This window comes from Achromobacter sp. HZ01 (genome assembly GCF_003267925.1).
Classification (GTDB): Bacteria; Pseudomonadota; Gammaproteobacteria; order Burkholderiales; family Burkholderiaceae_B; genus Achromobacter; species Achromobacter pulmonis_A.
This window is the reverse complement of sequence record NZ_LWKV01000003.1, coordinates 232633-256802: the sequence shown is the minus strand read 5'-3', so window position 1 is coordinate 256802 and position 24170 is coordinate 232633. Positions and strand designations below refer to the sequence as shown.

Annotated in this window: 23 protein-coding genes and 1 riboswitch; of the genes, 9 read left to right on the top strand and 14 right to left on the bottom strand. The window is 68.1% G+C overall.

The window, feature by feature from the left end; genetic code table 11:
• The first annotated feature begins 11 nt into the window (after positions 1-11).
• Positions 12-395, top strand: a complete 384-nt coding sequence (locus A6B37_RS17200; RefSeq protein ID WP_102775597.1) for a thioredoxin family protein — start codon at positions 12-14, stop codon at positions 393-395.
• 65 nt (positions 396-460) lie between these two features.
• Here the strand turns inward: A6B37_RS17200 and A6B37_RS17195 are convergent, their stop codons facing one another.
• The 3 genes from A6B37_RS17195 to A6B37_RS17185 all read right to left on the bottom strand — a co-directional run bounded on the left by A6B37_RS17195 (position 461) and on the right by A6B37_RS17185 (position 3319).
• On the bottom strand, positions 461-1912 hold the full coding sequence (locus A6B37_RS17195; RefSeq protein ID WP_102775596.1) for a DEAD/DEAH box helicase: 1452 nt from the start codon (positions 1910-1912) through the stop codon (positions 461-463).
• Between the two features lie 325 nt (positions 1913-2237).
• Complete coding sequence (locus A6B37_RS17190) at positions 2238-2573, bottom strand: AzlD domain-containing protein (protein ID WP_102775595.1); 336 nt, start codon at positions 2571-2573, stop codon at positions 2238-2240.
• Entirely contained in the window at positions 2570-3319 is a 750-nt protein-coding gene (locus A6B37_RS17185) for an AzlC family ABC transporter permease (protein WP_168202235.1), read from the bottom strand. Before A6B37_RS17185 ends, A6B37_RS17190 begins: the two co-directional genes overlap by 4 nt.
• A 203-nt stretch (positions 3320-3522) precedes the next feature.
• Here A6B37_RS17185 and A6B37_RS17180 point away from each other — a divergent pair, with 203 nt between their 5' ends.
• From A6B37_RS17180 to A6B37_RS17165, 4 genes are all read left to right on the top strand, one after another.
• Entirely contained in the window at positions 3523-4443 is a 921-nt protein-coding gene (locus A6B37_RS17180; RefSeq protein WP_102775593.1) for a branched-chain amino acid transaminase, read from the top strand.
• Positions 4444-4522: 79 nt separating this feature from the next.
• Positions 4523-4744, top strand: coding sequence for a zinc-finger domain-containing protein (locus A6B37_RS17175; protein WP_102775592.1), 222 nt, complete (start codon positions 4523-4525; stop codon positions 4742-4744).
• Positions 4745-4778: 34 nt separating this feature from the next.
• Positions 4779-5201: a nuclear transport factor 2 family protein gene (locus A6B37_RS17170; RefSeq protein ID WP_102775591.1), complete on the top strand. Its 423-nt coding sequence runs from the start codon at positions 4779-4781 to the stop codon at positions 5199-5201.
• Between the two features lie 17 nt (positions 5202-5218).
• Positions 5219-6319 carry an alpha/beta fold hydrolase gene (locus tag A6B37_RS17165; RefSeq protein WP_111826453.1) on the top strand — a complete coding sequence of 367 codons (1101 nt, stop codon included), beginning with the start codon at positions 5219-5221 and terminating at the stop codon, positions 6317-6319.
• A 3-nt stretch (positions 6320-6322) separates the two neighbouring features.
• Here the strand turns inward: A6B37_RS17165 and A6B37_RS17160 are convergent, their stop codons facing one another.
• Positions 6323-7846: a M48 family metalloprotease gene (locus A6B37_RS17160; RefSeq protein ID WP_247747897.1), complete on the bottom strand. Its 1524-nt coding sequence runs from the start codon at positions 7844-7846 to the stop codon at positions 6323-6325.
• A gap of 56 nt (positions 7847-7902) precedes the next feature.
• On the opposite strand from A6B37_RS17160, the gene galU reads away from it, so the two are divergent.
• The gene (galU, locus tag A6B37_RS17155) at positions 7903-8754 is read left to right on the top strand and encodes a UTP--glucose-1-phosphate uridylyltransferase GalU (RefSeq protein ID WP_102775589.1); all 852 of its coding nucleotides are present in this window, start codon (positions 7903-7905) and stop codon (positions 8752-8754) included.
• 15 nt (positions 8755-8769) lie between these two features.
• Here the strand turns inward: galU and A6B37_RS17150 are convergent, their stop codons facing one another.
• The 8 genes from A6B37_RS17150 to A6B37_RS17110 all read right to left on the bottom strand — a co-directional run bounded on the left by A6B37_RS17150 (position 8770) and on the right by A6B37_RS17110 (position 18571).
• Positions 8770-9636, bottom strand: a complete 867-nt coding sequence (locus tag A6B37_RS17150) for a cytochrome c oxidase assembly protein (RefSeq protein WP_102775588.1) — start codon at positions 9634-9636, stop codon at positions 8770-8772.
• Between the two features lie 77 nt (positions 9637-9713).
• A complete protein-coding gene (locus tag A6B37_RS17145; protein ID WP_111826452.1) occupies positions 9714-10805 on the bottom strand; it encodes a porin in 1092 nt (363 codons plus the stop codon).
• A gap of 34 nt (positions 10806-10839) precedes the next feature.
• The gene (mgtA, locus tag A6B37_RS17140; RefSeq protein ID WP_111826451.1) at positions 10840-13617 is read right to left on the bottom strand and encodes a magnesium-translocating P-type ATPase; all 2778 of its coding nucleotides are present in this window, start codon (positions 13615-13617) and stop codon (positions 10840-10842) included.
• A 418-nt stretch (positions 13618-14035) separates the two neighbouring features.
• Positions 14036-14368, bottom strand: a complete 333-nt coding sequence (locus tag A6B37_RS17135; protein WP_102775585.1) for a hypothetical protein — start codon at positions 14366-14368, stop codon at positions 14036-14038.
• A 398-nt stretch (positions 14369-14766) separates the two neighbouring features.
• Positions 14767-15096 carry a phenolic acid decarboxylase gene (locus A6B37_RS17130; protein ID WP_111826450.1) on the bottom strand — a complete coding sequence of 110 codons (330 nt, stop codon included), beginning with the start codon at positions 15094-15096 and terminating at the stop codon, positions 14767-14769.
• A gap of 57 nt (positions 15097-15153) precedes the next feature.
• Complete coding sequence (locus A6B37_RS17125) at positions 15154-16272, bottom strand: alkene reductase (RefSeq protein ID WP_111826449.1); 1119 nt, start codon at positions 16270-16272, stop codon at positions 15154-15156.
• Between the two features lie 119 nt (positions 16273-16391).
• The gene (dkgB, locus tag A6B37_RS17115; protein WP_111826448.1) at positions 16392-17198 is read right to left on the bottom strand and encodes a 2,5-didehydrogluconate reductase DkgB; all 807 of its coding nucleotides are present in this window, start codon (positions 17196-17198) and stop codon (positions 16392-16394) included.
• Positions 17199-17386: 188 nt separating this feature from the next.
• On the bottom strand, positions 17387-18571 hold the full coding sequence (locus A6B37_RS17110; protein ID WP_111826447.1) for an MFS transporter: 1185 nt from the start codon (positions 18569-18571) through the stop codon (positions 17387-17389).
• A 102-nt stretch (positions 18572-18673) separates the two neighbouring features.
• On the opposite strand from A6B37_RS17110, the gene A6B37_RS17105 reads away from it, so the two are divergent.
• The gene (locus A6B37_RS17105; protein ID WP_102775577.1) at positions 18674-19576 is read left to right on the top strand and encodes a LysR family transcriptional regulator; all 903 of its coding nucleotides are present in this window, start codon (positions 18674-18676) and stop codon (positions 19574-19576) included.
• Between the two features lie 38 nt (positions 19577-19614).
• Here A6B37_RS17105 and A6B37_RS17100 read toward each other — a convergent pair whose 3' ends face one another.
• The gene (locus A6B37_RS17100) at positions 19615-20619 is read right to left on the bottom strand and encodes a sodium:calcium antiporter (protein ID WP_102775576.1); all 1005 of its coding nucleotides are present in this window, start codon (positions 20617-20619) and stop codon (positions 19615-19617) included.
• Between the two features lie 43 nt (positions 20620-20662).
• Positions 20663-20859: riboswitch (yybP-ykoY riboswitch) on the bottom strand.
• 130 nt (positions 20860-20989) lie between these two features.
• Here A6B37_RS17100 and A6B37_RS17095 point away from each other — a divergent pair.
• Positions 20990-22333, top strand: a complete 1344-nt coding sequence (locus A6B37_RS17095; RefSeq protein ID WP_111826446.1) for an aminopeptidase P N-terminal domain-containing protein — start codon at positions 20990-20992, stop codon at positions 22331-22333.
• 6 nt (positions 22334-22339) lie between these two features.
• Here the strand turns inward: A6B37_RS17095 and A6B37_RS17090 are convergent, their stop codons facing one another.
• Complete coding sequence (locus A6B37_RS17090) at positions 22340-22807, bottom strand: NINE protein (protein ID WP_102775656.1); 468 nt, start codon at positions 22805-22807, stop codon at positions 22340-22342.
• A gap of 82 nt (positions 22808-22889) precedes the next feature.
• Between A6B37_RS17090 and A6B37_RS17085 the strand changes: the two genes are divergently transcribed.
• Positions 22890-24056, top strand: coding sequence for a UbiH/UbiF/VisC/COQ6 family ubiquinone biosynthesis hydroxylase (locus tag A6B37_RS17085; protein WP_111826445.1), 1167 nt, complete (start codon positions 22890-22892; stop codon positions 24054-24056).
• The last annotated feature ends 114 nt before the right edge of the window (positions 24057-24170 follow it).

The following is a 24170-nucleotide window of genomic DNA, read 5'->3' as shown; positions in this document are numbered from 1 at the left end:
GATCTGCCCACATGTCTCTACTCGTACCCGATACCGATCAGGCCGCGCTGCGGGCGCGCCTGGCCTCGTCGCCCGACACCTGGCTGGTCGCCTGTTTCTGCGCGGCCTGGTGCGATACCTGCGAACAGTACAAGCCCAAGCTGCAGGCGCTGGCCCAGGCCATGCCGCAACACGTCTTCGCATGGATAGACATCGAAGACCACGCGGAGCTGCTGGGCGAGGAAGACGTGGAGAACTTCCCCACGCTGCTGGTGCAGATCGGCCCGCGTGTGGTGTTCTACGGACCCATGCTGCCGCACATCGGCCACCTCGAGCGCCTGCTCGAAAGCCTGGACGAAAACAGCGCGACGGTGCAGACGGCGCTGCCCGACCTGCCGCGGCTGCTGGCCGCCTGAAGCGCCCGTCCATAAAAAACCGCAAGGCCTCGCATCGAGGGCTTGCGGTTTTTTCATGGGAGGACTCAGGGCTTGCGGCTGCCGCCCAGCAGCACGGCGAGCTGCCGCTTGGGCGCCGACGGGTTGCTCTTGGGCGCGGCGGGCGCTTCGGCCGGCGCCGACGGCGCCGAGGGCTCGTAGGGCTTGAGGAAGAAATCGTCCACCGGCTGGCGCGGCGCGCCAGCGTAGCTGGAGCGGCGATCGCCCGAACGGCCGCGTTCGCCGCGGCCTTCGCGCGAGGACGAGCCGCCGCGGCGGTCGTCGCTGCGGCGGTGGCTGCGCGCCACCAGGTCGGCCGGCACGTCGAGCGTGCCGCGCGGCACTTCGCGCTTGATCAGCTTTTCGATGTCGAGCAGGAAGCGTTCTTCGTCGGGCGTGAACAGCGCGATGGCCTCGCCCGAGGCGCCGGCGCGGCCGGTGCGGCCGATGCGGTGCACGTAGTCTTCGGCGTTGTACGGCAGGTCGTAGTTGATGACGCAGGGCACGCCGGCCACGTCCAGGCCGCGCGCGGCCACGTCGGTGGCCACCAGCACTTCCAGCTCGCCGGCCTTGAAGGCTTCCAGCGCCTTCATGCGGTCGGCCTGGGTCTTGTCGCCGTGGATCGATTCGGCCTTGACGCCGTCGCGCTCCAGTTCGCGCGCCAGGCGCGCGGTGCCGATCTTGGTGTTCGAGAACACGATGACCTGCTTCAGTCCGCGCGACTTCACCAGATGCACGACGGCGGCGCGCTTGGCGTCGCTGGGCATCTTGTAGGCGATCTGCGTGATCGTCGCGGCGGTGGCGTTGCGCGCGGCGACTTCGATTTCGACCGGATGGTTCAGGTAGGAACGGCCGAGCTTGCGGATCTCGTTGCTGAACGTGGCGGAGAACAGTAGGCCCTGGCGCTGCGCGGGCAGCAGCCGGATGATGCGTTCGAGGTCGGGCAGAAAGCCCATGTCCAGCATGCGGTCGGCTTCGTCCAGCACCAGGATGCCGACCTGGCTGAGATTCACGTTCTTCTGCTCGACGTGGTCGAGCAGGCGGCCCGGCGTGGCCACCAGCACTTCGCAGCCGCGGCGCAGGGCTTCTTTCTGCGGCCCGATGTCCACGCCGCCGAACACCACCGCGCTGCGCAGCGGCGTCTGCTTGCTGTAGCGCTTGACGCTTTCGTACACCTGGTCCGCGAGTTCGCGCGTGGGCGTGAGGATCAGCGCGCGCACCGGATGGCGCGCGGGCGATGCGCTGGTGTTGGCCAGCGGCATGAGGCGGTGCAGGATGGGCAGCGTGAAGGCCGCCGTCTTGCCTGTGCCGGTCTGCGCCGCGCCCATGACGTCGCGCCCTTCCACCACTACGGGGATGGCCTGGGCCTGGATGGGCGTGGGAGTCGTGTAGCCGGTTTCGGCGATGGACTGCAACAGCAGGGGATGCAGCCCGAAGTCGGCGAACGTCGGCGCGGGCGCTTCGGAGGCGGGTGCTACGGGTTGAGTGGATTCAGTCATCAGGGTTAGGCAGATACCGGGACCAATGAAAAAGAACAAAACGAGAGTGCTGCACGCACTGCCCTGCATATGCATCGGGACAGCCTGAACACGCGCCATGTGAGTCCTGCCCTTGCAGGCCAGGCGGCGCGTTCTGGATTCGATACCTATGAGGGCAGTACCAGGCCCGGATTGCTGTGTATCGGCTGATTTTAGCGCAGCCGGATTACGCCGCTGTCAAACTGGCTTTCGAAAGCCGTTACAAAGCCCCTGCGCGGCCGGATGCAAGCGTCCGGCAGGCAGGCCGGAAGCGTCCACCTGATGGACGCCCGGAACGGAACGGCCGTCAACCCGCCAGCCAGCGCAGGCCCCACAGGGCCAGCATGCCAACGATGATGACCAGCACCGCGCTGCGGGTGCGCAGGAACACCAGCACCGCCAGCACGCCGGCCACCAGTTTGTAGTCGAACACCGGGCCCAGCCCGGCCTTCCAGGGCAGCAGATCGGGCACGATGATGGCGGTCAGGGCGGCCGCGGGCGCGTAGCGCAGCGCCCGCCGCACGCCTTCGGGCAGCGGGATGTAGTCGCCGAACAGCATGAAGCCGGCGCGGGTCAGCACGCTGCACAGCGCCAGCAGCAGGATGGCGGAATAGACGTAGATCTCGGAAGGCCAGAGGGTCATGCGCGGCCCTTGAAGAAGCGTTCCGCCCAGATGCCGGCGACCACGCCGGCCACGACGGCGGCCGCCAGGCCCAGGCGCAGCGGCAGCGCCTGGCCGACCCAGGCGACCACGCCGGCGGCCAGCATGGAGACCAGCATGGGACGCGAGTTGGCCAGCGGCACCGTGATCGCCAGCAGCGCCAGCACCGCCGCGAAGTCCAGCGACCAGGCGGCGGGCACCATCGTGCCCAGGTAGATGCCGATGATGGAAGACCCCTGCCACACGAACCAGCCCGGCGTGATGACGCCGATGAAGTACCAGAGCTGCTCGCGCGTGCCGCGCTCGGCGGCGTCGCCATAGCGCGGCATGAACAGCACGAAGCCCATGTCGGTGGTGAAATAGCCCAGGCCCAGCCGCTTGGGCCAGGAAAGATGGCGGAAATAAGGCTGCAGGGCCGCGCCGAAGATCAGGAACCGCAGGTTGACCACGCAGCCGGCGGCGAAGATCAGCCACAGCGGCGCGCCGGTGGCGATCAGCGGCAGCGAGGTCAGCTGGGCCGAGCCCGCGTACAGCAGCAGCGTCATGGCCAGCGCCATGGATTCGGTCAGGCCCGATTTGACCATCGCCACGCCGGTGACCAGCCCCCAGGTGGCCGTGGCGATCAGGGCCGGCACGATGGCGTGGACGCCGGCACGGAAGGCGGTGACGCGTTCCCGCCGGTGCACGGCCGGGTCTTCGGTTTCGGAAAGCGCAGATTCAGAGGACAACGGCAGCCCCCTGGCGATTCGGACAGGACGACATGGAAACTCTAAGGAAAGGAACGCACGACAACCCGTTCGCCCGCCGGCGGCACAATGCGCTGGCGGCGCCGCGCCAGGGCGCGGAATAGGCGCGTATTGTACCCTCGCTGCTTGATACAATATGCGCCTCTATAGAGGAGCAGACGGGAAGCAGACCCGGGGAGAAGACCATGTCGATGGCAGACCGCGACGGATTCATCTGGTATGACGGCAAACTCGTCCCGTGGCGGGACGCAACCACGCACGTCCTGACCCATTCCCTGCACTACGGCCTGTCGGTATTCGAAGGCGTGCGCGCCTACCGCTCCGAGATCGGCACCGCCATCTTCCGCCTCGAAGACCACACCAACCGTCTGTTCAACTCGGCGCACATCTACCAGATCCCCATGCCTTTCGATCGCGACACGATCAATGAGGCCCAGCGGACGGTGGTGCGCGAAAACCAGCTCGAATCCGGCTATCTGCGCCCCCTGGTGTTCTACGGTCCGGAAAAAATGGGCGTGTCCCCCAAGGGCGCGCGCGTGCACGTGGCCATCGCCGCCTGGCCCTGGGGCGCCTACCTGGGCGAAGAAGCCCTGTCGCAGGGCATCCGGGTCAAGGTGTCGTCCTATGCGCGCCAGCACGTGAACGTCACCATGCCGCGCGCCAAGGTGGCCACCACCTACGCCAATTCCATCCTCGCCAACACCGAGGCCCTGCAGGACGGCTACGACGAAGCCCTGCTGCTGGATACCGAGGGTTTCGTGGCCGAGGGTTCGGGCGAGAATCTTTTCATCGTCAAGGACGGCGTGCTCTGCGAGCCCGAGATCGCCTCCGCCCTGACCGGCATCACCCGCAGCACCATCCACGCGCTGGCGGCCGACTTCGGCCTGCGCGTGGTCACCAAGCGCCTGACCCGCGACGACGTCTACATTGCCGACGAGGCCTTTTTCACCGGCACCGCCGCCGAAGTCACGCCCATCCGCGAGGTGGACAACCGCCAGATCGGCTCCGGCCGGCGCGGCCCCATCACCGAACAGCTGCAGAAAGCGTTTTTTGACATGGTGAATGGACGCAACCCGAAGTACCATCACTGGCTGAGCAAAGTCTGATCCCAGCGGCCCGGCCCGCGATCGGGCCGCGCCATCGCCACAACCTGCCGTTTACCGGTTTTTTTATTCAGGAATATCCATGACCGCTGCTGCCCCGGCCGCCGTCCCCCACTCCCACGAAGTCATCGAAGTCGGCGCCGAAGACCTGCCCGTTTTCTGCCCCGGCCCCAAGGCGCCGCTCTGGAGCATGCACCCGCGCGTCTTCCTGGACGTGGCCCGCACCGGTTCGGCCAGCTGCGCCTATTGCGGCGCCCAGTACCGCCTGAAGCCCGGCACCGTGCTGCACGGCCACGGGCACTGAGCCGGCCTTACAACGCATACCCGTTTCCGTCACCATGTTCGCCACGCCCGAAGAAGCAGAACACGCGTTCTACGAAGCCCTGGAACAGGCGGACAGCGTTCGCCTGATGCAGATCTGGGCCGACGACGAAGAGGTCGTCTGCATCCATCCGGGAGGCCTGCGCATCGTCGGGCACTCGGCGGTGCAGGAGTCGTGGCAGCAGGTGCTGGCCAACGGCCCCCTGCACATCCGCCCGCTGCGACCGCTGGTCATGCAAAGCATGATGTGCGCGGTGCACGTGCTGGTCGAACAGGTGGCGATGCGCACCCGGGAAGGCACGCAATTCGCCAATTGCTACGCCACCAACATCTACCACAAGGGCCCCACGGGGTGGCGCATGGTCATGCACCACGCTTCGCCGGCGCCCACGGAAGCCGGGGTGCTCGACCTGCACGACGTACCCGACATGCTGCATTGACCGGGGTGGATTTCTCGTTGGCCGCTGCTCGCCTGGATACAACACCCTGCCCCGTTCCTTCCTGGCTGCCCGGAGGCGATAGCCAGACGGTCTATGCCGCCCTGTTCGCGCAGTACCACCGCATCGCCTTCGTGCGCGAGCGGGTCGATACGCCCGACACCGACTTCGTCGATTTCGACTGGACCGGCCCGGGGCTGTTTCCGCACAAGGCCGCCGACGGCGCGCCGGTCAGCGGCCAGCGTCCGGTGGCCAACGGCAAGACCGCCGCGGCCAGGTGGATGACCGAAGCCGACTGGCAATCCCTGCCGCACAACCCCGACACCCCCGCCCTGATCCTGTTCCACGGCCTGGAAGGCGGCAGCAGCAGCCGCTACGCGCAGTCCATCGCGCACCATTTCCGCGCGCGCGGCTGGATCGTTGTGATCGCGCACTTCCGCGGCTGCTCGGGCGTGCCGAACCGCCTGGCGCGGGCCTATTACTCGGGCGATTCGGCCGAGGTGGGCTTCATGCTGGAGACCGTGCGCCAGCGCATCCCGCACGCGCGCTGGCATGCCGTGGGCGTCTCGCTGGGCGGCAACGCGCTGCTGAAGTACCTGGGGGAGCACCACGAGGAAACCCGCTGGCTGAACGCCTGCGCGGGCGTCTCGGCGCCGCTGGACCTGGTGGCCTGCGGCAAGACCCTGTCCACGGGCGTCTTCAACCGCCGCGTCTATACCGCGCATTTCCTGAAGACGCTCAAGCACAAGGTGCTGGAGAAGGCGCACCGCTTTCCGGGCGCCGTCGACGTCATGCGCATCGCGCACGCGCACGACCTGCGCGAATTCGACGACACCTACACGGCGCCCATGCACGGTTTTCGCAACGCGCTCGATTACTGGACGCGCGCCTCCAGCAAGCCCTGGCTGCCAAAGATCGCCGTGCCCACGCTGGTGCTCAATGCGCGCAACGACCCCTTCATCCCGGCCGCCTCGCTGCCCACGCCGCAGGACTGCTCGCCTTCCATCCTGCTGCACCAACCTACGGACGGCGGGCACGCGGGCTTTCCCACGGGCAGCTTCCCGGCCCACCTGAACTGGCTGCCGCAGCGGCTGGGGCGCTTTTTCGAAACCGGGCTGTAGGGTTCAGCCCGACTTGAAGCGCTCCAGCAGCTGGCGTTCCTCGGCCAGCTTGTCCTTGACTTCCTTGATCTGCACGTCGATCTGCGACTGCTCATAGAAATCGTTGGACATGCCGCGCGCCTGCTGCAGCTGCGATTCGGCGGCGGCGAACGCGCCGGTCATGACATAGAAGCGCGCCAGGTCGCGGCGCGCCTGCACGGGCTTGCCGTTGCGCTCCTCGCTTTGCGCCAGCATCTGGTAGAGGCTGGGCTCGTCGTCGCCCCAGACCTTGATCTTGGCCCGCAGGTAGTCCTGCGCCTCGGCGTGGCGGCCCACGCTTTGCAGCGCCTGGGCGTAGGCGATGCCGAGCGCGCGCTGGTCGGGCCAGCGCTTGGTGGCGGCCTGGGCCAGTTCCAGCGCCTTGGGGTAGGTCTTGCGCGCCAGCGCCACGTCGATGCCGAGCTTGGCCAGCTGGGGCGAGTTGCGTCCGTCCGCGGCGGCCAGTTCCAGGTTGCGTTCGGCTTCGGCCAGGTTGTTGCGCTGGAAGGCCTGCAGCGCCAGGCCGTAGTAGGCGGCCGAGCGGCGCACGCCGGACAGCGCCTGCGCCTCGTCCTGGAGCTGCTGGGCGGCCGAACGCAGGCTGACGGCGTCGCGCCCCTGCACCACCCGCATCTTGGCGCGCAAGTACCAGAAATCGTCGCTGTCGATATGGCGCGAGGCCGGCATGCCGCGCACGCGGTTCTGGATGTCCGACATGCGCTCGATGGACAGCGGGTGGGTGCTGGCCCAGGAGCCGCCGCCGGCGCCTTCGTTCAGGCGCGAGGCGTTCATCAGGCGCGCGAACATCTGCGACATGCCGCTGGCGTCGTAACCGGCCTTGGTCAGCATCTGGACCCCGGCGCGGTCGGCCTCGCGCTCGGCGTCGCGCGAGAAGCCCAGCTGGCGGTTGATGGCCGCGGCCTGGCCGAACGCGGCCACGCCCACCGCCAGGTTGCCGCCGCCGCCGGCCAGGGCGGCCAGCAGCGCCCCGGCCAGGCTGGCCAGCATCACCATGCCGTTCTGGTTCTGCTGCGTCATGCCGCGCGCGATGTGGCGCTGCACGACGTGGCCGATTTCGTGCGCCAGCACCGCCGCCAGTTCGGATTCGCTGGCCGAGGACACGATCAGGCCGGTATTGACGCCGATGTACCCGCCGGGCATGGCGAAGGCGTTGATCTCGGGGTCGCGCACGCCGAACATTTCCACCTCGGGCACGGCGCCCGACGCGTAGGACGCGAGCTTGCGCCCCATGGTGGTGAGGTACTGGCTGAGTTCGGGGTCGTCGATATAGGTGGGGTCGCGCCGCCCCTGGGCCATGATGGCCTGGCCCAGGCTGCGCTCCAGCATGGGCGAGAGTTCGGCCGCCGAGGCCGCGCCCATCGAGGGCAGCCCCATCGGCTGCGCCCAGGCGGTTGCCGGCAACCCCGGCACGGCCAGCGCCGCACAGAGGCCGAAAATTGCGCCTCGTTTCGCAATCGAGCAAATGGATGGCATTTTCCTGCGGTTCATAAGCCTATGATAGCGATGAGATTAAAATGTTTCATCGACTCCCCAACGAGGTCTCAATGCGTCCTGTCCGTAAAGCCGTTTTCCCCGTCGCTGGCATGGGCACGCGCTTCCTGCCCGCCACCAAGGCGATGCCCAAGGAAATGCTGCCCGTGGTCGACAAGCCGCTCATCCAATATGCCGTCGAAGAGGCCGTCGCCGCCGGCATCACCGACCTGATTTTCGTGACAGGACGCAACAAGCGCGCAATCGAAGACCACTTCGATTCCGCCCCCGAGCTTGAATCCGACCTGGAAAGCAAGGGCAAGCACGAGCTCCTGGCCATGGTGCGCGGCATTCTACCCGCGCACGTCAACTGTCTGTACATCCGCCAGTCGGCCCCGCTCGGGCTGGGCCACGCCGTGCTGTCGGCCGCCCCGGCCGTGGGCGACGAGCCCTTCGCCGTGCTGCTGGCCGACGACCTGATCGACTCCGACACGCCGGCCCTGAAGCAGCTGGTGGACGTGGCCGTGGCGCAGAACGCCAGCGTGCTGGGCGTGCAGGACGTGCCCCGCGCCGACACCCGCAAGTACGGCATCGTGGCCACCCGCGAGGGCGAGTCCCGCGCCGACGGCCGCACCGAGCGCGTCACGCACATCGTTGAAAAGCCCGATCCCGAAGTCGCCCCGTCCACGCTGGCGGTGGTGGGCCGCTACGTGCTGGAAGCCGCCATCTTCGATCATCTGCGCTCCACCAAGATGGGCGCCGGCAACGAAATCCAGCTCACCGACGGCATCGCCTCGATGATGCGCGAACGCGCCGTGTACGCGCACCGCTACGACGGCGTGCGCTACGACTGCGGCAGCAAGGCCGGCATGTTCCAGGCCACCGTGGCGCTGGGCAAGAAGTACCACGGCCTCGAACCGGAATGAACCCGCGCTAGGCGGCTAGGCCGACAGCGCGCGGCTCTTGGCCCGCGCGCGGGCCTGGGCGTCGCGGTCGGCCTTGCGCAGGCGCCCCTTGGCCGACAGCCGCATCAAGGTTCCCAGGGCCACCATCAGGCCGATCACCTCGACCAGCGCGGCGGGAATCCACATCGTCAGCCCGCCGATGGTCTGGTCGGTCTGGGCCGACATCGCGATGGCGCGGCCGCACAGCTCGAACAAAGGGTAGATATCGCTTTCCGTGAAGGCGATGACCGCGCCCGCCACCATCTGCGGCAGCATCGTCAGCACCGGCGAAATGACCCGGCCGCCGGGCGTCATGGCCGCCGGCGGCGCGGGCCGGCGGTCGAGGATCAGGTTCCAGTACATGAAGCCGCTGATCACCACCGACCAGTTCATCAGGCGGTACAGGCGCCAGTCCAGCATGGAATAGAACTGCACCGACGGGATCAGCCAGACCAGCACCAGGAACACGAACAGCGACGGCACGAAGATCTTGTTGGTCAGCACCGCCACCGTGGCGCGGCCCGCGCCGGTGCGCAGGAAGTCCCGCAGCCGCAGCCGCCAGGCCATGGGCAGGCCCGCCCGCATGACCTGCCCCGGGAAAGCCGCCATCACCAGCAGCGGCCCCAGATGGTGCAGCACCAGGTGCTGGATGCGGTGGATGAAGAACATGCGCTCGGCGTAGTAGTCCAGCCGGGTATGCATGGACAGGTACAGCAGCACCAGGCCCGCCCAGAACAGGATCTTGCGCGCGCCGGTCACGCGATGGACGCGCTGGCCGCGCACGAACAGCGCGATGGCGACCGCAAAGGAAGCCACCAGCGTGGGAGAGAACTCCCAGGGTACGAGCCATTCGAGACTATCCATGCAAACCGTCCGGAAAACTGCGGGGATGACGAGGACCGGCGCCAGGCGCCGCATCCCGTCGATTGTAGCTGCGGAGCTCAGAAACGGTGGGAGATGCCGGCGCCGCACCGGATGGTGTGGGAATGGGCCGGATCGAACTGTTCTTCCAGGGTGTAGTTCGAGGCATAGCCCGCAAACGCATAAAGCGTGGTCCGCCGCGACAGGCCGTAGGTATAGCCCAGCGTGGCCACCTGCGCGTTGCGCGCCCGGGCGCCGTCGTCCCAGCGCCAGTCCGGATGCGCCAGCGACCATTGCAGCAGCAGCGTGCCCGGCCCGGCCGGCACGCTGGCGCCGATCAGCCAGGCGTCGACCGTGCCGCCGCGCGCGAACGCCGGCGGCCCCAGGCCGTCCGGGCCGCCCCCGTCCAGCCCGGCATAGCCGTTGCGCTGGCGAGACCAGGCCACGGACAGCCTCAGCACCTCGAAGTCGTAAGCCGCGCCGAGCTGCACGGCCTGCGGACGGCCGCCGGCCTCGGGGCCGTCGGCCAGCCGCAGCTGGTCCCAGGTGGCGACCGCCAGCAGCGGCCCCTGCTCGTACTTCAGGCCGGCGCTGACGGCCCGGTTGTTCGCCGCGGTGCGGAAGCGATCCTGACCATCGGCGTCGAAGGAATAGCCGAGGCCGGCCTGGAAACCGCTCCACGTCGGCGAAAGATAATTCACCATATTGTCGAGCTGGTAGTTGTCCGAAGCCTTGAAGGTGGCGCCCATGCCCATTTCCTTCCAGGAAGCGATTTCCAGCGCGCTGCCGTACAGCTGGCCCACCGGGTGCTGGCGGCCCAGCCGCAGCTCGCCATAGTCGTCGCTGGCCAGCCCGACCCAGGCGGCGTAGTCGAACAATTTGCCGTCGCCGTCGGCCCGCCGGCCCGAGGACGGGTCGAAGCCGCTTTCCAGCTGGAAGCGCGACCGCCAGCCGCCGCCCAGCTCTTCGGCGCCCATCAGCCCCCACAGGGAGTCGGTGAGCCCGCCGTCGAGCAGGCCGGCGCGGCTGCCCTTGCCCGAGGTGCTGGTGACGGCCACGCCGGCGTCGACCACCCCGTACAGGAGCACGCCGCTCCCCGCGTCCGCGGCCTGCGCCCAGGGCGCCAGAACCGCGCCGGCCAGGGCCAGCGCGCCCATGCAGAAGTTTTTCATGCCGGTCTCCCGATACGGCCACGGACGCCCGCGGCTATTGCCAGCCATGACGGCGCACCCAGATCGTTTTCAGCAGCTGCGTCAGGACGCAGTAGCTGAGCAGGATACCGGCGAGCCAGGGGAAATAGCGCCAGGGCAGCGCCTGCAGCTGGAAATACCCGGCCAGCGGCGAGAACGGCAGCAGCAGCCCCACGCCCACGACCGCCAGCGTCATCGCCGCCAGCGGCCAGGCGGGACGGCTTTGCAGGAACGGAATCTTGCGCGTGCGGATCATGTGCACCACCAGCGTCTGCGACAGCAGGCCTTCGACGAACCAGCCCGACTGGAACAGCGTCTGGTGCTCGGGGGCGTTGGCCTGGAACACGTACCACATGAGGGCGTAGGTGGCGATGTCGAAAATGGAGCTGATCGGGCCGAAGAACACCATGAACCGCCCCAGGCCGTCGGGGTCCCATTGCTGGGGCCGCCGCAGCAGTTCCGCGTCCACGTTGTCGAACGGGATCGCGGCCTGGGAGATGTCGTAGATCAGGTTCTGCAGCAGCAGGTGGATGGGCAGCATGGGCAAAAACGGCAGGAAGGCGCTGGCCACCAATACCGAAAACACGTTGCCGAAATTCGAGCTGGCCGTCATCTTCAGGTACTTGAGCATGTTGCAGAAGGTCTTGCGGCCTTCGATGATGCCGTCCTCCAGCACCATCAGGCTTTTCTCCAGCAGGATGATGTCGGCGGCCTCTTTCGAAATGTCGACCGCCGAGTCCACCGAGATCCCCACGTCGGCCGCGCGCAGCGCCGGCGCGTCGTTGATGCCGTCGCCCATGAAGCCCACGGTGCAGCCCTGCGCCCGCAGGCTGCGCACGATTCTTTCCTTGTGCGCCGGCGTCAGGCGGGCGAACACGTTGGCCTCGCGCACGGCGGCGGCCAGCTGGCGCTCGTCCATCTCTTCGATCTCGGCGCCCAGGTAGACCTTGCGCACCGCGAAATCGACCTCCCGGCAGACCTTCTGCGTGACCAGCTCCACGTCGCCGGTCAGCACCTTCACTTCGACGCCGGACTCGCGCAGCGCCGCCAGCGCGGGCGCGGTGGACTCCTTGGGCGGGTCCAGGAACGCGATGTAGCCCACCAGCACCAGGTCGGACTCGTCGGCCACGCCGTAGGCGCGGCCGGCCGGCGGCATTTCCTTCACGCCCACGGCGATGACGCGCAGGCCGTCGCGGTTCAGCGCCGCCGTCACGCGGCGGATGTCCTGCCGGCGCGCCTCGGTCAGCGGATGCGTCTCGCCGCCCACGCGCAGGCGGGTGCAGGCGGCCAGCACTTCCTCCAGCGCGCCCTTGCAGATCAGCTCGTGGTGGTCGCGGCCGTTCTCGGTTTCGTTGACCACGACCGACATGCGGCGGCGCGCGAAGTCGAAGGGGATCTCGTCGACCTTGCGGTACTTCGCGGCCAGCTCCAGGCTGCGCTCGACTTCGGCGTGCTGCAGCACGGCCACGTCCAGCAGGTTCTTCAGCCCGGTCTGGTAGTAGCTGTTGAGATAGGCGTAGGCCAGCACCTCGTCGCAGCTCGCGCCGTAGACGTCGATGTGCCGCTCCAGCACGATGCGGTCCTGGGTCAGAGTGCCGGTCTTGTCGGTGCACAGCACGTTCATCGCGCCCAGGTTCTGAATGGCGTCCAGGCGCTTGACCACCACTTTGCGCCGCGACATGCGCAGCGCGCCCTTGGCCAGCGTGGCCGTGACGATCATGGGCAGCATTTCGGGGGTCAGCCCCACGGCGATGGCCAGCGCGAACAGCAGCGCCTCCAGCCAGTCGCCCTTGGTGAAGCCGTTGATCAGCATGACGATGGGCGCCATCACCAGCATGAAGCGGATCAGCACCCAGCTCACCCGGTTGATGCCTTGCTGGAACTGGGTGGGCTCGCGGCTGGCCTGCGTCACACGTCCGGCGAGCTGGCCGAAATAGGTGCGCGCGCCGGTGGCCACCACCAGGGCCATGCCGGAGCCGCTGACCACGTTGGTGCCCATGAACGCCATGTTTTCCAGCTCCAGCGCGGCGGCGGCCGGGGTGCGCTGGCATGCGTGCTTCTCGACCGGCAGGGATTCGCCCGTCAGCGCCGCCTGGGCCACGAACAGGTCCTTGGCCGCCAGGATGCGGCAGTCGGCCGGAATCATGTCACCGGCCGACAGCAGCACCACGTCGCCCGGCGCCAGGTCGGCCAGGGGCACTTCCGCCTGGCGCGGCCCGCCGGCCTGCGCGCCGCCGAACTGGCGCGGCGCCGGGCCGGCATCGCTGCGCAGCACCGTGGCGGTGTTCTGCACCATGGCCTTGAGCGCCTCGGCCGCGCGGTTGGAGCGCCGCTCCTGCACGAAGCGCAGCACGGTGGAGATCAGCACCATGGAGCCGATGATGAGGGCCGCGGTCCACGATTGTTCGGCCGGCGCGGCCATGCGCACGTCGGTCAGCCACGACAGCACGGCCAGCGCCGTCAGCAGCAGGTTGAACGGATTGCGGTAGGACAGCCACAGATGGGCATGCCAGGACAGCGGCTTTTCGTGGTCGACCTCGTTGGCGCCGTGGCGCTCGCGCGCGGCGCGGGCCTGGTCTTCGCTCAGCCCCGCCCGGCTGCTGCCGTAGCGGGCGAACAGGGCGTCGTCGTCCAGCCGCGCCAGCGCCAGCATCTGGCGGTTGGCGCGGCGGCCGGCTTCGACCGACGCGGCGGCGTCGCCGGCCCGCAACGGCATGGGCGTGCGGCGGAAATGGCGCGCGACATGGCGCAGCCCGGCCGCCGACGAAAAGAAGGAATGGAGGAACTTGAACATTGGAGTGCTCCGGTTTTTCTGGTGTTGTCGGAGACACTGACGCTTCCGCCCGCGGCTGCGCGCGGCCGGCCGCGTGCCACGGCCTGCGGGGGGCAGGTCGTCGTTCCGCTTACGGGCGTGCGCAGACGCCGGGGCGATGTTGCCGGTGTCCGGATCGCGTCGTAGATGCGCCGGGTGCGGAAAACGGAAGAAAGGCTGGCGAAGGAATCCGGGGCGGCGCCAGCGGCTCACGTGGCGTGGGCCAGGCCGGGGATCCTGGGCTGCGGGCTCCGTACGGACCGGAACGGCTGTCCGATCGTCGGCTCGCAGCGAGAAGACGGGTCAGACAGGCATGCCGGTGCCGCGCACTGCACGGCGCAATCGAGATTCAGGGTCTAAGGCACTGGGCATGGATCTCTCCTGGTTTGGGCCGGACGGCTCAGGCCATCGCGGCCTGCGCGCCGAAATGCACGCGGCGCACGGCGGGGTTGGCGCTCAGGCGGCGGGCCTGCGACATCAGCTCGCCGCGCAGCTCGGGGGGGCAATTGACCGTGATGCAGGCCGATGCCGTATCGGGGTCGTGGCCCGGTTCGATCTGGACTTGCGAGACGGCCAGGCCGGCGGCGCTGAAGTCCAGATAGATCTGCTTGCGCAGGGCGCCCAGTTCGCCGCGCGGACAAATGACGGTCAGGCGCGAAGTGCCGCGGCGGCGGCTCAGGGCGGCGGCACGGTCCACGCCGGCGCGGCGCAGGAACAAGTCGAAGAAACGCATAACGACCTCCATTGCAGGAACGGGGAGCGTGATCGCGAATACGCGCGCAGGCCTGCGCGGCGCTGGAAGCACGGCACGAAACAGGCGTGCGCGTACGCGGGCGCTGCGGCTAGCGGCGGTTCTGGCGGTTGGTACGCCGGTGTATACGTTGGGGAGGTTCCCGGTAAGCCTGATGCGACCGGGAAGACCGCAACCTGTTCAACAGGCTGCGGCAGACGGAGTTCTGCGTGGACCTGTCAGACAGCGGCGTCGATGCAAGATCGACAACTTTCGCCGGAATCGGTATTCACGAAGATTGCTCCTGGGATGGATAACGCCCAAGATTTTAGCCGGGTTTCCACTTATGGACAAGGGTTATCCACAGAAAAAATGCCCGGCATCCATGCTTGCTTCCTTTTTCAGCGGAGCTCGGTCAGCGGCCCCTGCATGCGGTAAAAGCTCAGATCGGCGGCGGTAAAGCAGGCCTGCGAACGGCCGCGGATGAAATCGTCGATATGCACGACGGTGGCGCCATCCGCTTCCTGCCAGGAGATCGCGTAAACGCCATCGCTGACCTCCTGCCACTGGCATTGCGCCTCGCCGCTGGCGCCGGCGTAGGCGCCCGAGACGATGGCGTAGCGGATCGTCTTGCCGTCTTCCGAATAGATGTTGTGCGCCGACAGACCGTCGTAGTCGACACGAAAGCTGCGTCCGGCGAACAACGGACGGGAGGGGGTAGTGGTGCTCATGGCTTCGATCAGAGAGGCAGAGGCGCGTGGGCCGACACCAGGTTCTTGGCAATACGCTCAGGCCGCTTCGGTTTCCAGTGCGGGGTAGTCGGTCAGGCCGCACTCGCCGCCGCCGAACAGTGTTTCGCGGTCATGCATGTTCAGCGGCGCGCCGGTGCGCAGGCGCTCGGGCAGGTCGGGGTTGGCGACAAAAGGCCGGCCAAAGCCGATCAGGTCGGCCCAGCCCTGCTCCAGGGCCTGGCGGGCGCGCTCGGCCGTGTAGCCGCCGGCATAGATCATGGCGCCGGGGAAGGCCTGACGCAGGCGCTGCTTGAAGTCCACCGGCATGAGCGGTGCGTCTTCCCAGTCGGCCTCGGCAATGTGGATATAGCCCACGCCCATGCCGGCCAGCAGCCGGGCCGCTCCCAGGTAAGTGGTCTCAGGGTCGGCGTCCACACAGCCATTGAGCGTGGTCAGCGGCGCCAGGCGAATGCCGACGCGGCCGGCGCCGCCCGTGCCCTCGATCAGCGCCTGGGTCACTTCGCCCAGGAAGCGCAGGCGGTTTTCCAGCGCGCCGCCATACTCGTCGGTGCGGTCGTTGGCGTTGGAGTCGATGAACTGGTTGACCAGGTAGCCGTTGGCCGCATGCAGCTCCACGCCGTCGAAACCGGCTTCCATGGCGTTGCGCGCGGCCTGGCGGTAGTCGGCCACGATGGCGTGGATCTCGTCGACGCTGAGCGCGCGCGGCATGGACGCCTGGGCGAAGCCGGGCTTGCCGTCGGCCTCGGCCACGAACACATTCACGCCCTGGGCCTGGATGGCCGAGGAAGACACGGGCGACTGGCCATTCAACAGGCTGCTGTGGCTCAAGCGGCCCACGTGCCAGAGCTGAGCAAAGATGCGGCCGCCGGCGGCGTGCACGGCTTCGGTCACCAGGCGCCAGCCTGCTATCTGCTCCGGCGTATGGATGCCGGGCGTCCAGGCATAGCCCTTGCCCAGCGGCGAGATCCAGGTGCCTTCGCTGACGATGAGGCCGGCGCTGGCGCGCTGGGCGTAGTACTCGGCCATCAGGGCGTTGGGCACGTCGCCGGGCTGGCTGGCGCGCGAACGCGTCATCGGCGGCATGACGATGCGGTTGGGCAGGTCGATGCCGCCCATCGAAAACGGTTTGAACAGGGGATCTTGGATATCAGGCATTGCAAATCTCCTCGGCCGGCGCAGTCACCTTGGCCGCTGAACGATGAAAAACAGGCAGCACGTGCTCGGCGATCTCATGAAAGGTCTCGTCGAGCCAGAGTCGCCATTTCAAGCGCTCCTTAGTCCCACACCGGCGCCAGGCCCTCGGGGCTGACTTCGCGGCCGTTGCGCTCCAGCGAGGCGATCAGGGCCATGTCTTCGGCGTCCAGCTTGAAGTCGCGCGCCAGCAGGTTGCTGGCCAGGTTCTCGCGCTTGGTCGAGGACGGAATCACGGCATAGCCCAGTTGCAGCGCCCAGGCCAGCGCCACCTGCGCCACCGTGGCGTTGTGCTTGGCGGCGATGCCGGCCAGCACCGGGTCTTTGAGCACCTTGCCGTAGGCCAGGGTCATGTAGGAGGTGACCTGGATGCCTTGCTCCTTCAGGAAAGCCGTCAGCTTGCGGCCTTGCAGGTAGGGGCTGAGCTCGATCTGGTTGGTCGCGATCTCGCCCTCGCCCACGGCGGCGATGGCCTGGCGGGTCAGCTCGATATTGAAGTTGGAGATGCCGATCTGGCGGGTCAGGCCCCGGGCCTTGGCATCGGCTAGGGCTTCCATGTACTCGGACAACTCCACGCCATTGCCGGGCGCGGGCCAGTGGATCAGGGTCAGGTCCACATAGTCGGTGCGCAGCTTCTTGAGGCTGTCCTGCAGGCTGGGGACCAGCCTGGCCTTGCTGTAGTTCTCGACCCAGATCTTGGTGGTCACGAAGAGGTCCGTGCGCTGCACGCCGCTTTCGGCGATGGCCTGGCCGACTTCAGCCTCGTTGCCGTAGATCTGCGCCGTATCGACGGCGCGGTAACCCACGTCCAGGGCGTTGCGGACCGAGTCGATCACGACTTGGCCGTTCAGGCGGAAGGTGCCGACGCCGAAGGAAGGAATATTGCTCATGGAAGGACTCCTGGGATGATGTGAAAGGCGGGGTGGTTTCCCGATAGGCTGAAGTTTGCGCTTTTCATATTTGCCAATTAAGCCCCTTATCGAACAAATTCTTTTGAAATAAAGTCAAATATTGGAGCAAAAAAAGCCAGTCGAACGACTGGCCTCAGGCTCGCGGCGCCGGCGCCCGCCATGAACTTTCAGGCGCTGGCCAGCTGCCGGGAGGCGGCGCGGCGGTCCAGCCGCCCCGACAGCACGGTCAGGCCCAGGGCGCCCAGCGTCACCAGCGCTGCAACCCAGGGGGTATGGGCCAGGCCCAGGTGGCTGACGACCTGGGCGCCGGCCCAGGAACCGCCGGCCACGCCGAGATTGAAGGCGGAGATATTGAAGCCGGTGGCCACGTCGGTGGCCTCGGGCGCCACTTCTTCCGCCAGGCGCACCACATAGACCTGCAGGCCGGGCACGTTGCCGAAGGCCACGGCTCCCCAGGCCAGCACGGTCAGCAGCATCAGCGGCTTGCTGGGCGCGGTGAAGGTCAACACCAGCAGCACGGCGGCCAGCAGCGCAAAGATGAGCTTGAGCGCCACCACCGGACCCTTGCGGTCGGCCAGGCGGCCGCCCCAGAAATTGCCGACGGCCACCGAAACGCCGTAGGCCAGCAACACCAGGCTCACCATGTTGGGACTGAAGCCAGTGATGTTTTCCAGAATCGGCGCCAGGAAGGTGAAGGCGATCAGCGAACCGCCGTAGCCCACGGCCGTCATGGCATAGACCAGCAGCAGGCGCGGCTGCAGCAGCACGCGCAGTTGGCGGCTGAGCGGCGCCGGTTGGGCATGCGCGATATTGCGCGGCACCAGGGCCCATGCGCCGATCATCGCCACCAAGCCAAAGGCCGCGACGACCAGGAAGGTAGTGCGCCAGCCGAAATGCTGGCCGATGAACGTACCCAGCGGAATCCCGGTGACAAATGCCACGGTCATGCCGCCGAACATGGTCGCGATCGCGCTGGCGCCCTTCTCGCGCGGCACCAGGCTGGTGGCGACGATGGTGCCCACCGAGAAGAACACGCCGTGGGCCAGGCCGGTGAGCAGGCGGGCCACGATCAGCGTTTCGTAGCCGGGCGCCAGCCAGGCCACCAGATTCCCCGCGGTGAACAAGGCCATGAGGCCGACCAGCAACAGCTTGCGCGGCACGCGGCCGGTCAGCGCCGTCAGAACGGGCGCGCCGATGGCCACGCCCAGCGCATACAGGCTGACCAGCAGACCGGCCGAAGGCAGGGAAACGCTCAGATCGGAGGCGATGGTCGGAATCAATCCGACGATGACGAATTCGGTGGTCCCGATGGCAAAGGCCGCCAGGGTGAGGGCAAGCAGGGCGAGAGGCATGGCTGCGATCCAGTGATATTTTTCAATGGCTTGCAGTGTCCTCGGTTTATATTTGCAGATTAAGCCCAATATCAAACAAATTCTTTTGAATTAAATTCAATAATGAAGACCACCCTCGATGAGTTGCAGGCTTTTGTGGCGGTCGTGGACACGGGCTCCATCACCGCCGCCTCGGAGCTGCTGGGCCTTACGATCTCGGCCACCAGCCGCACGCTGGCCAGGCTGGAAGAAAAGCTTCAGACCACGCTGCTACGCCGCACCACGCGTCGTCTGGAACTGACCGAGGAAGGCGCCAGCTTTTTGCAGAGCGCCCGCGCCATCATCGCCTCGGTCGACGAAGCCGAGGAACAGATGGCCGCGCGCCGCATGCGCCCGGCCGGGCGGCTGCGCGTCGATGCGGCCACTCCTTTCATGCTGCATGTGCTGGTGCCGCTGATAGCCGGTTTTCGCGAGCGCTATCCGCAGGTGGAACTGGAAATGAACTCCAACGAAGGCATCATCGACCTGATCGAAAAACGCACCGACGTGGCCTTTCGCATCGGCGTCCTCAAGGACTCCACGCTGCACGCCCGCCCCGTCGGCAGCAGTCAGGTGCGCGTTCTGGCCAGTCCGGCCTACCTCAAGCGCCACGGCACGCCCACCGGCACGGAACAGCTGGCCAGGCATTCGCTGCTGGGCTTCACCCAGCCCGAATCGCTCAATGACTGGCCGCTGCGCGGCCCGGCCGGCGACACCCTGCGCATCCAGCCGACGATAGCCTCCTCCAGCGGCGAAACCCTGCGCCACATGGCCCTGGCAGGCCTGGGCATCGTCTGCCTGTCGGACTTCATGACGCGCGAAGACCGCAAGAGCGGCAAGCTGGTGCAGTTGTTTGCCGCCGAGACACTGGACGTGCGCCAATCCATCAACGCGGTCTACTACCGCAATACCGCGCTGGCGGCGCGCATCACCTGCTTCGTGGACTATGTCATGGAGACCCTGGGCCAGCGGCCATTCACGGCTTGAAAAAGGGGCGGCGCGGACGGTTTGCGCGCCGCCCGCCATCAGGCGTAGAAATGCCAGCCCAGGTAGGCCGCGAAGGCCAGGTACAGGCCGCCCACCGCCGACAGCGCCGGCACGCTCATGGCCGCGCGCTGGAAGCGCAGCCACAGCAGGCCGATCGACAGCATGGTGAACAGGCCGGCCACCAGCAGCGGCGCATCCAGCAGCCAGGGCGTCATGAAGATGCCCAGCGCGCTGGGTATGGTGGCCTGGATCATCATGGCGCCCGAGATGTTGGCCAGCGCCAGGCGCTCCTTGCCCTGCCGCACCCAGATGAGCGCATTCATGATTTCGGGCAGTTCGGTCGCCACCGGCGCCAACAGCAGGGCCGCGACGTGGGGCGAGGCGCCCATCGCCACGCCCAGCGCCTCGATCTGGTTCACGAACACGTGCGAGGCGCCCGCGATCACCACCAGCGCCAGCACCGTCTGCACGATCGCCCAGGACAGCGACGGGTCCTCGTCGCGCGGGCGCAGCTTGAGCGGCTCCAGGTCTTCGCTGTCCAGGCTTTCCTCGTCGTTGCTGAGTTCGCGCTTGACGTAGAGGGCGTAGGTGGCCAGGAACAGGATGCCCAGCCACGGCTTCCACGCGAACGCCAGCAGGCCCAGGCCGACCTTGAACACGAAGATCCCCATGAACCAGGCCTGGTCGCGGGCCAGCCTGCGCTGGTCCGCATTGATACAGTCAGCCTGGCTCACGCGGCCGCGGCGCGCGCGCCACAGCGCCAGGCCGACCACGGCATAGGCCAGCGTGGCCAGCACCAGCGGCCCGCCCATGGCGGCGCCGACGCCGATGTCCTTTTGCTCGGGGGTGTCGCCGAAGACCACGGCCATGAAGGTGACCGCGCTCTCGGGCAAGGCCGTGCCGAACGCCGCGAGCACGGTGCCCGTGGCGGTGGCGCCGAGCTGGAAGCGGTGGCCGACCCACTCGACGCCGTTGACGAAGAATTCGCAGGCGAAGTAGATCACTGCCGCAGACAGGAAGAACAGGAACAGGGTGAGGAACATATAGACGCAGCCGGACGAGCAGAAACCATTGGCACGACATCGCGGCTCGCCCGGCCAGGGGTGAACGCAATGCGGCCAAAGGTCTCGCCTGGCTGATCCATGCGGCGGGCGCGCCGCCGAGCATGGAAACCGCTAACGCCATGGAGTTCTAGCGGCTGCTCCGCAGCGCTGAACCACCAAGTCTGTTGACGCTAGCTCCTTTGAGGGGGCAAAGGATGGCTACTCCCCAATGACAGAGCGGCGATTGTAGCAGCCCGTGCCGATCCGTCCAGTCATTTCGGCATGACCGCGCGGGGTGTCGTGTTTGCGGTATGGCAGGTAAAGTAAACGCCATCCCCAACCCTTGCCGGGGCTTGCGCCCCCGCCCGCCATGAGCCTGCCTCCCGACGATATCGCCCCCTTCGCCGCCCGCCGCCAGCGCCTGATGGAACAGATGCGCGCCGCGGGAGGCGGTATCGCCGTCCTGGCGACCGCGCCCGAGGCCGTGCGCAACCGCGACGCCGAATATCCGTACCGGCACGACAGCGATTTCTTCTACCTCACCGGCTTCACCGAGCCGGACGCGTGGCTGGTCCTGATCGCCGGCGCGTCCGACCGCGCCCTGCTGTTCTGCCGGCCACGCAACGCCGAACACGAAATCTGGGAAGGCAAGCGCTTCGGCCCCGAGGCCGCCGCGGCGCATTTCGGCTTCGACGACGCCCATCCCGTCGACGCGCTGGACGAGCTGATGCCCACGCTGCTGCTCGACCATCCCACCCTGTACGCCCCGCTGGCGGGCGACAAGCGCACCGACGGGCGGCTGCACCGCTGGCTGGCGGCGGCGCGCGAGGCCGGCCGCGGCGGCCACGCGCCGCCCGCGCGCCAGCAGGACATCCGGCCGGTGCTGGCCGAGATGCGGCTGGTCAAGGACGCCTCGGAGATCGCGGCGATGCGCCGCGCGGCCAAGATCTCGGCCGGCGCCCACGCGCGCGCCATGCGCGTGTGCCGCCCCGGCATGCACGAGTACGAACTCGAAGCCGAACTGCTCTACGAATTCCGCCGCCACGGCGCGCAGTCGGTGGCCTACAACAGCATCGTGGCCGCCGGCGCCAACGCCTGCGTGCTGCACTATCCGGCCGGCGAGGCCGTGCTGCGCGACGGCGACCTGGTCCTGATCGACGCCGGCTGCGAGGTGGACAGCTACGCCAGCGACATCACCCGCACGTTTCCGGTCAACGGCCACTACAGCGGCCCGCAGCGCGCGCTGTACGACCTGACGGTGGCGGCCCAGGAGGCCGCCGCCCAGGCCACCGCGCCCGGGCGCGGCTTCAACGACGCCCACCAGGCGGCGCTGCGCGTGCTGGCGCAGGGCATGCTGGACCTGAAACTGCTGAAAGGCTCGCTCGACGGCGTGCTGGAATCCGGCGACTACAGCCGGTTCTACATGCACCGCACCGGCCACTGGCTGGGCCTGGACGTGCACGACGTGGGCGACTACCGCCAGCCCGGCCCCGCCCAGGGCGCCGAGCGTCCATGGCGCAGGCTGGAGGCCGGGATGATGCTGACCATAGAACCCGGCATCTACGTGCGGCCGGCCGGCGACGTGCCCGAGGCCTACTGGAACATCGGCATCCGCACCGAGGACGACGCGCTGGTCACCGACGAGGGCTGCGAGATCATCACGCGGGGCGTGCCGGTGCAGGCCGGCGAGATCGAGGCGCTGATGCGGGAATAGCGGGCGCTAGAACACGTAGCCGTCCAGCCAGCCCATCGCCACCCAGGTATAGACCACCACCATCGCGATCGCGCCCATCGACGCGATCGCGCCGACCAGGCAGGCCAGCAGGGCCACCAGCACCGGCCCCCAGGCCGTGTTGCTGGGCCGGCCCAGGCCGGGGTTGTAGAGGCGGTCGAATTTCTCGTCCGGCATCAGCGAGAACACCGCGCTTTCGATGAACCCGTCGATCATCGGAATGAACAGCAGGAAGAAGGCGGGGTTGTCGTACCAGACCGGATAGAAACGCAGCGCGCAAAAGCCGCTGACCAGCGCCAGCGCGGTCACCACCCAGGCGTGGCGCCGGCCCAGATACCACCAGTGCGCGCCCATCCAGCCGAAGAAACAGGCCAGCAGGCCCACGGCGACCTTGCCGCGGGGACGGCGGGCGGATGCTGTAGACAACGGGGAGGATTGCGCCTGGGCCTGCGTCATGTCGATCAACCGGTAAGGGGAACGCCGGCGCCTGGGCGCGCCGGCTCTGCGTGCGATTGTAGTGGACGGTTAAAATCCGCGGATGACCTCATCCGCCTTCGACATTGCGATACTCGGCGCCGGCCCGGTGGGCCGGGTGCTGGCCCTGATGTTGGCGCGCGTGGCGCCGGACCCGGCCCGCATCGCCCTGCTCGCGGGCAACGCGCCCGCCCCGGCCGCGGCGGCCGCTGCGCCGGCCGCGGACCCGCGGGTGCTGGCCATGAACCACGGCAGCCGCGTGCTGCTGGAATCGCTGCAGGCCTGGCCCGAGCGCTCGGCCGACATCCGCAACATCCATGTGTCGCAGCGCGGGCGGCTGGGCCGCACCCTGATCCAGAACACCGATTTCGGCGTGCCCCAGCTGGGCAGCGTGGTCGCTTACGCCGGGCTGTACGCGAAACTGGACGAGCGCGTGGCCGACAGCGGCGTGACCGTGCTGTCCGGGCCGCCCGCCCGGATCGACCGCCAGGACGGCGACGGCGTGCGCATCCGGCAGGGCGAGACCGAACTGCTGTGCCAGGTCGCCGTGCAATCCGACGGCGCGGGCGCTTCCGACCTGCGCCGCGACTACGGCCAGCACGCCGTGCTGACCAGCGCGCAGGCCACGCTGCCGCGCCGCGGCTGGGCCTGGGAACGCTTCACCGCGGAGGGTCCGCTGGCCCTGCTGCCCCATCCGCAGACGCCGGACGCCTATTCGGTGGTCTGGTGCTGCGCGCCGGAACGCGCCGCCGAACTCGCTGCGCTGGACAACGCCGCGTTTTCGCAAGCCCTGTCCGCGGCCTTCGGCGACCGCCTCGGCCGCCTGTCGAGCCAGGCGCCGCGCCACGTCTTCCCGCTGGCGCTGAGCGCGCGCCGCGCGCAGGTCCACGGCCGCGTGGCGGCCATCGGCAACGCCGCCCAGACCCTGCACCCGGTCGCCGGCCAGGGCCTGAACCTGGGGCTGCGCGACGCCGCCCGCCTGGCCCAGACGCTGGGCGGCTGGCTGGCCCATCCCCAGGGCAGCCCGGCCGCGGCCCTGACCGAGTTCGCCCGCGCCCGCCACGTGGACCGCGCCCTCACCGCCGGCCTGACCGACCTGATGCCGCGGGTCTTCGCCACCGGCCTGGCGCCGGTCGAGCACGCCTGCGGCCTGGCCCTGCTGGCGCTGGACCTGGCCTCGCCGCTGCGCGCGCCGCTGGCCCAGCATCTGCTGCAGGGGTTCCGCGCCTGAGTCCTCTCAACCCGTCCCCCGTCGGGGCGGCTCGGTTTGCTTTGGTCGTCCATCGTTACCAGCCGTTTGCCGGCCGGAAAAATGAGGGCGCGATCGAGCCGGTTAAAATGTGAG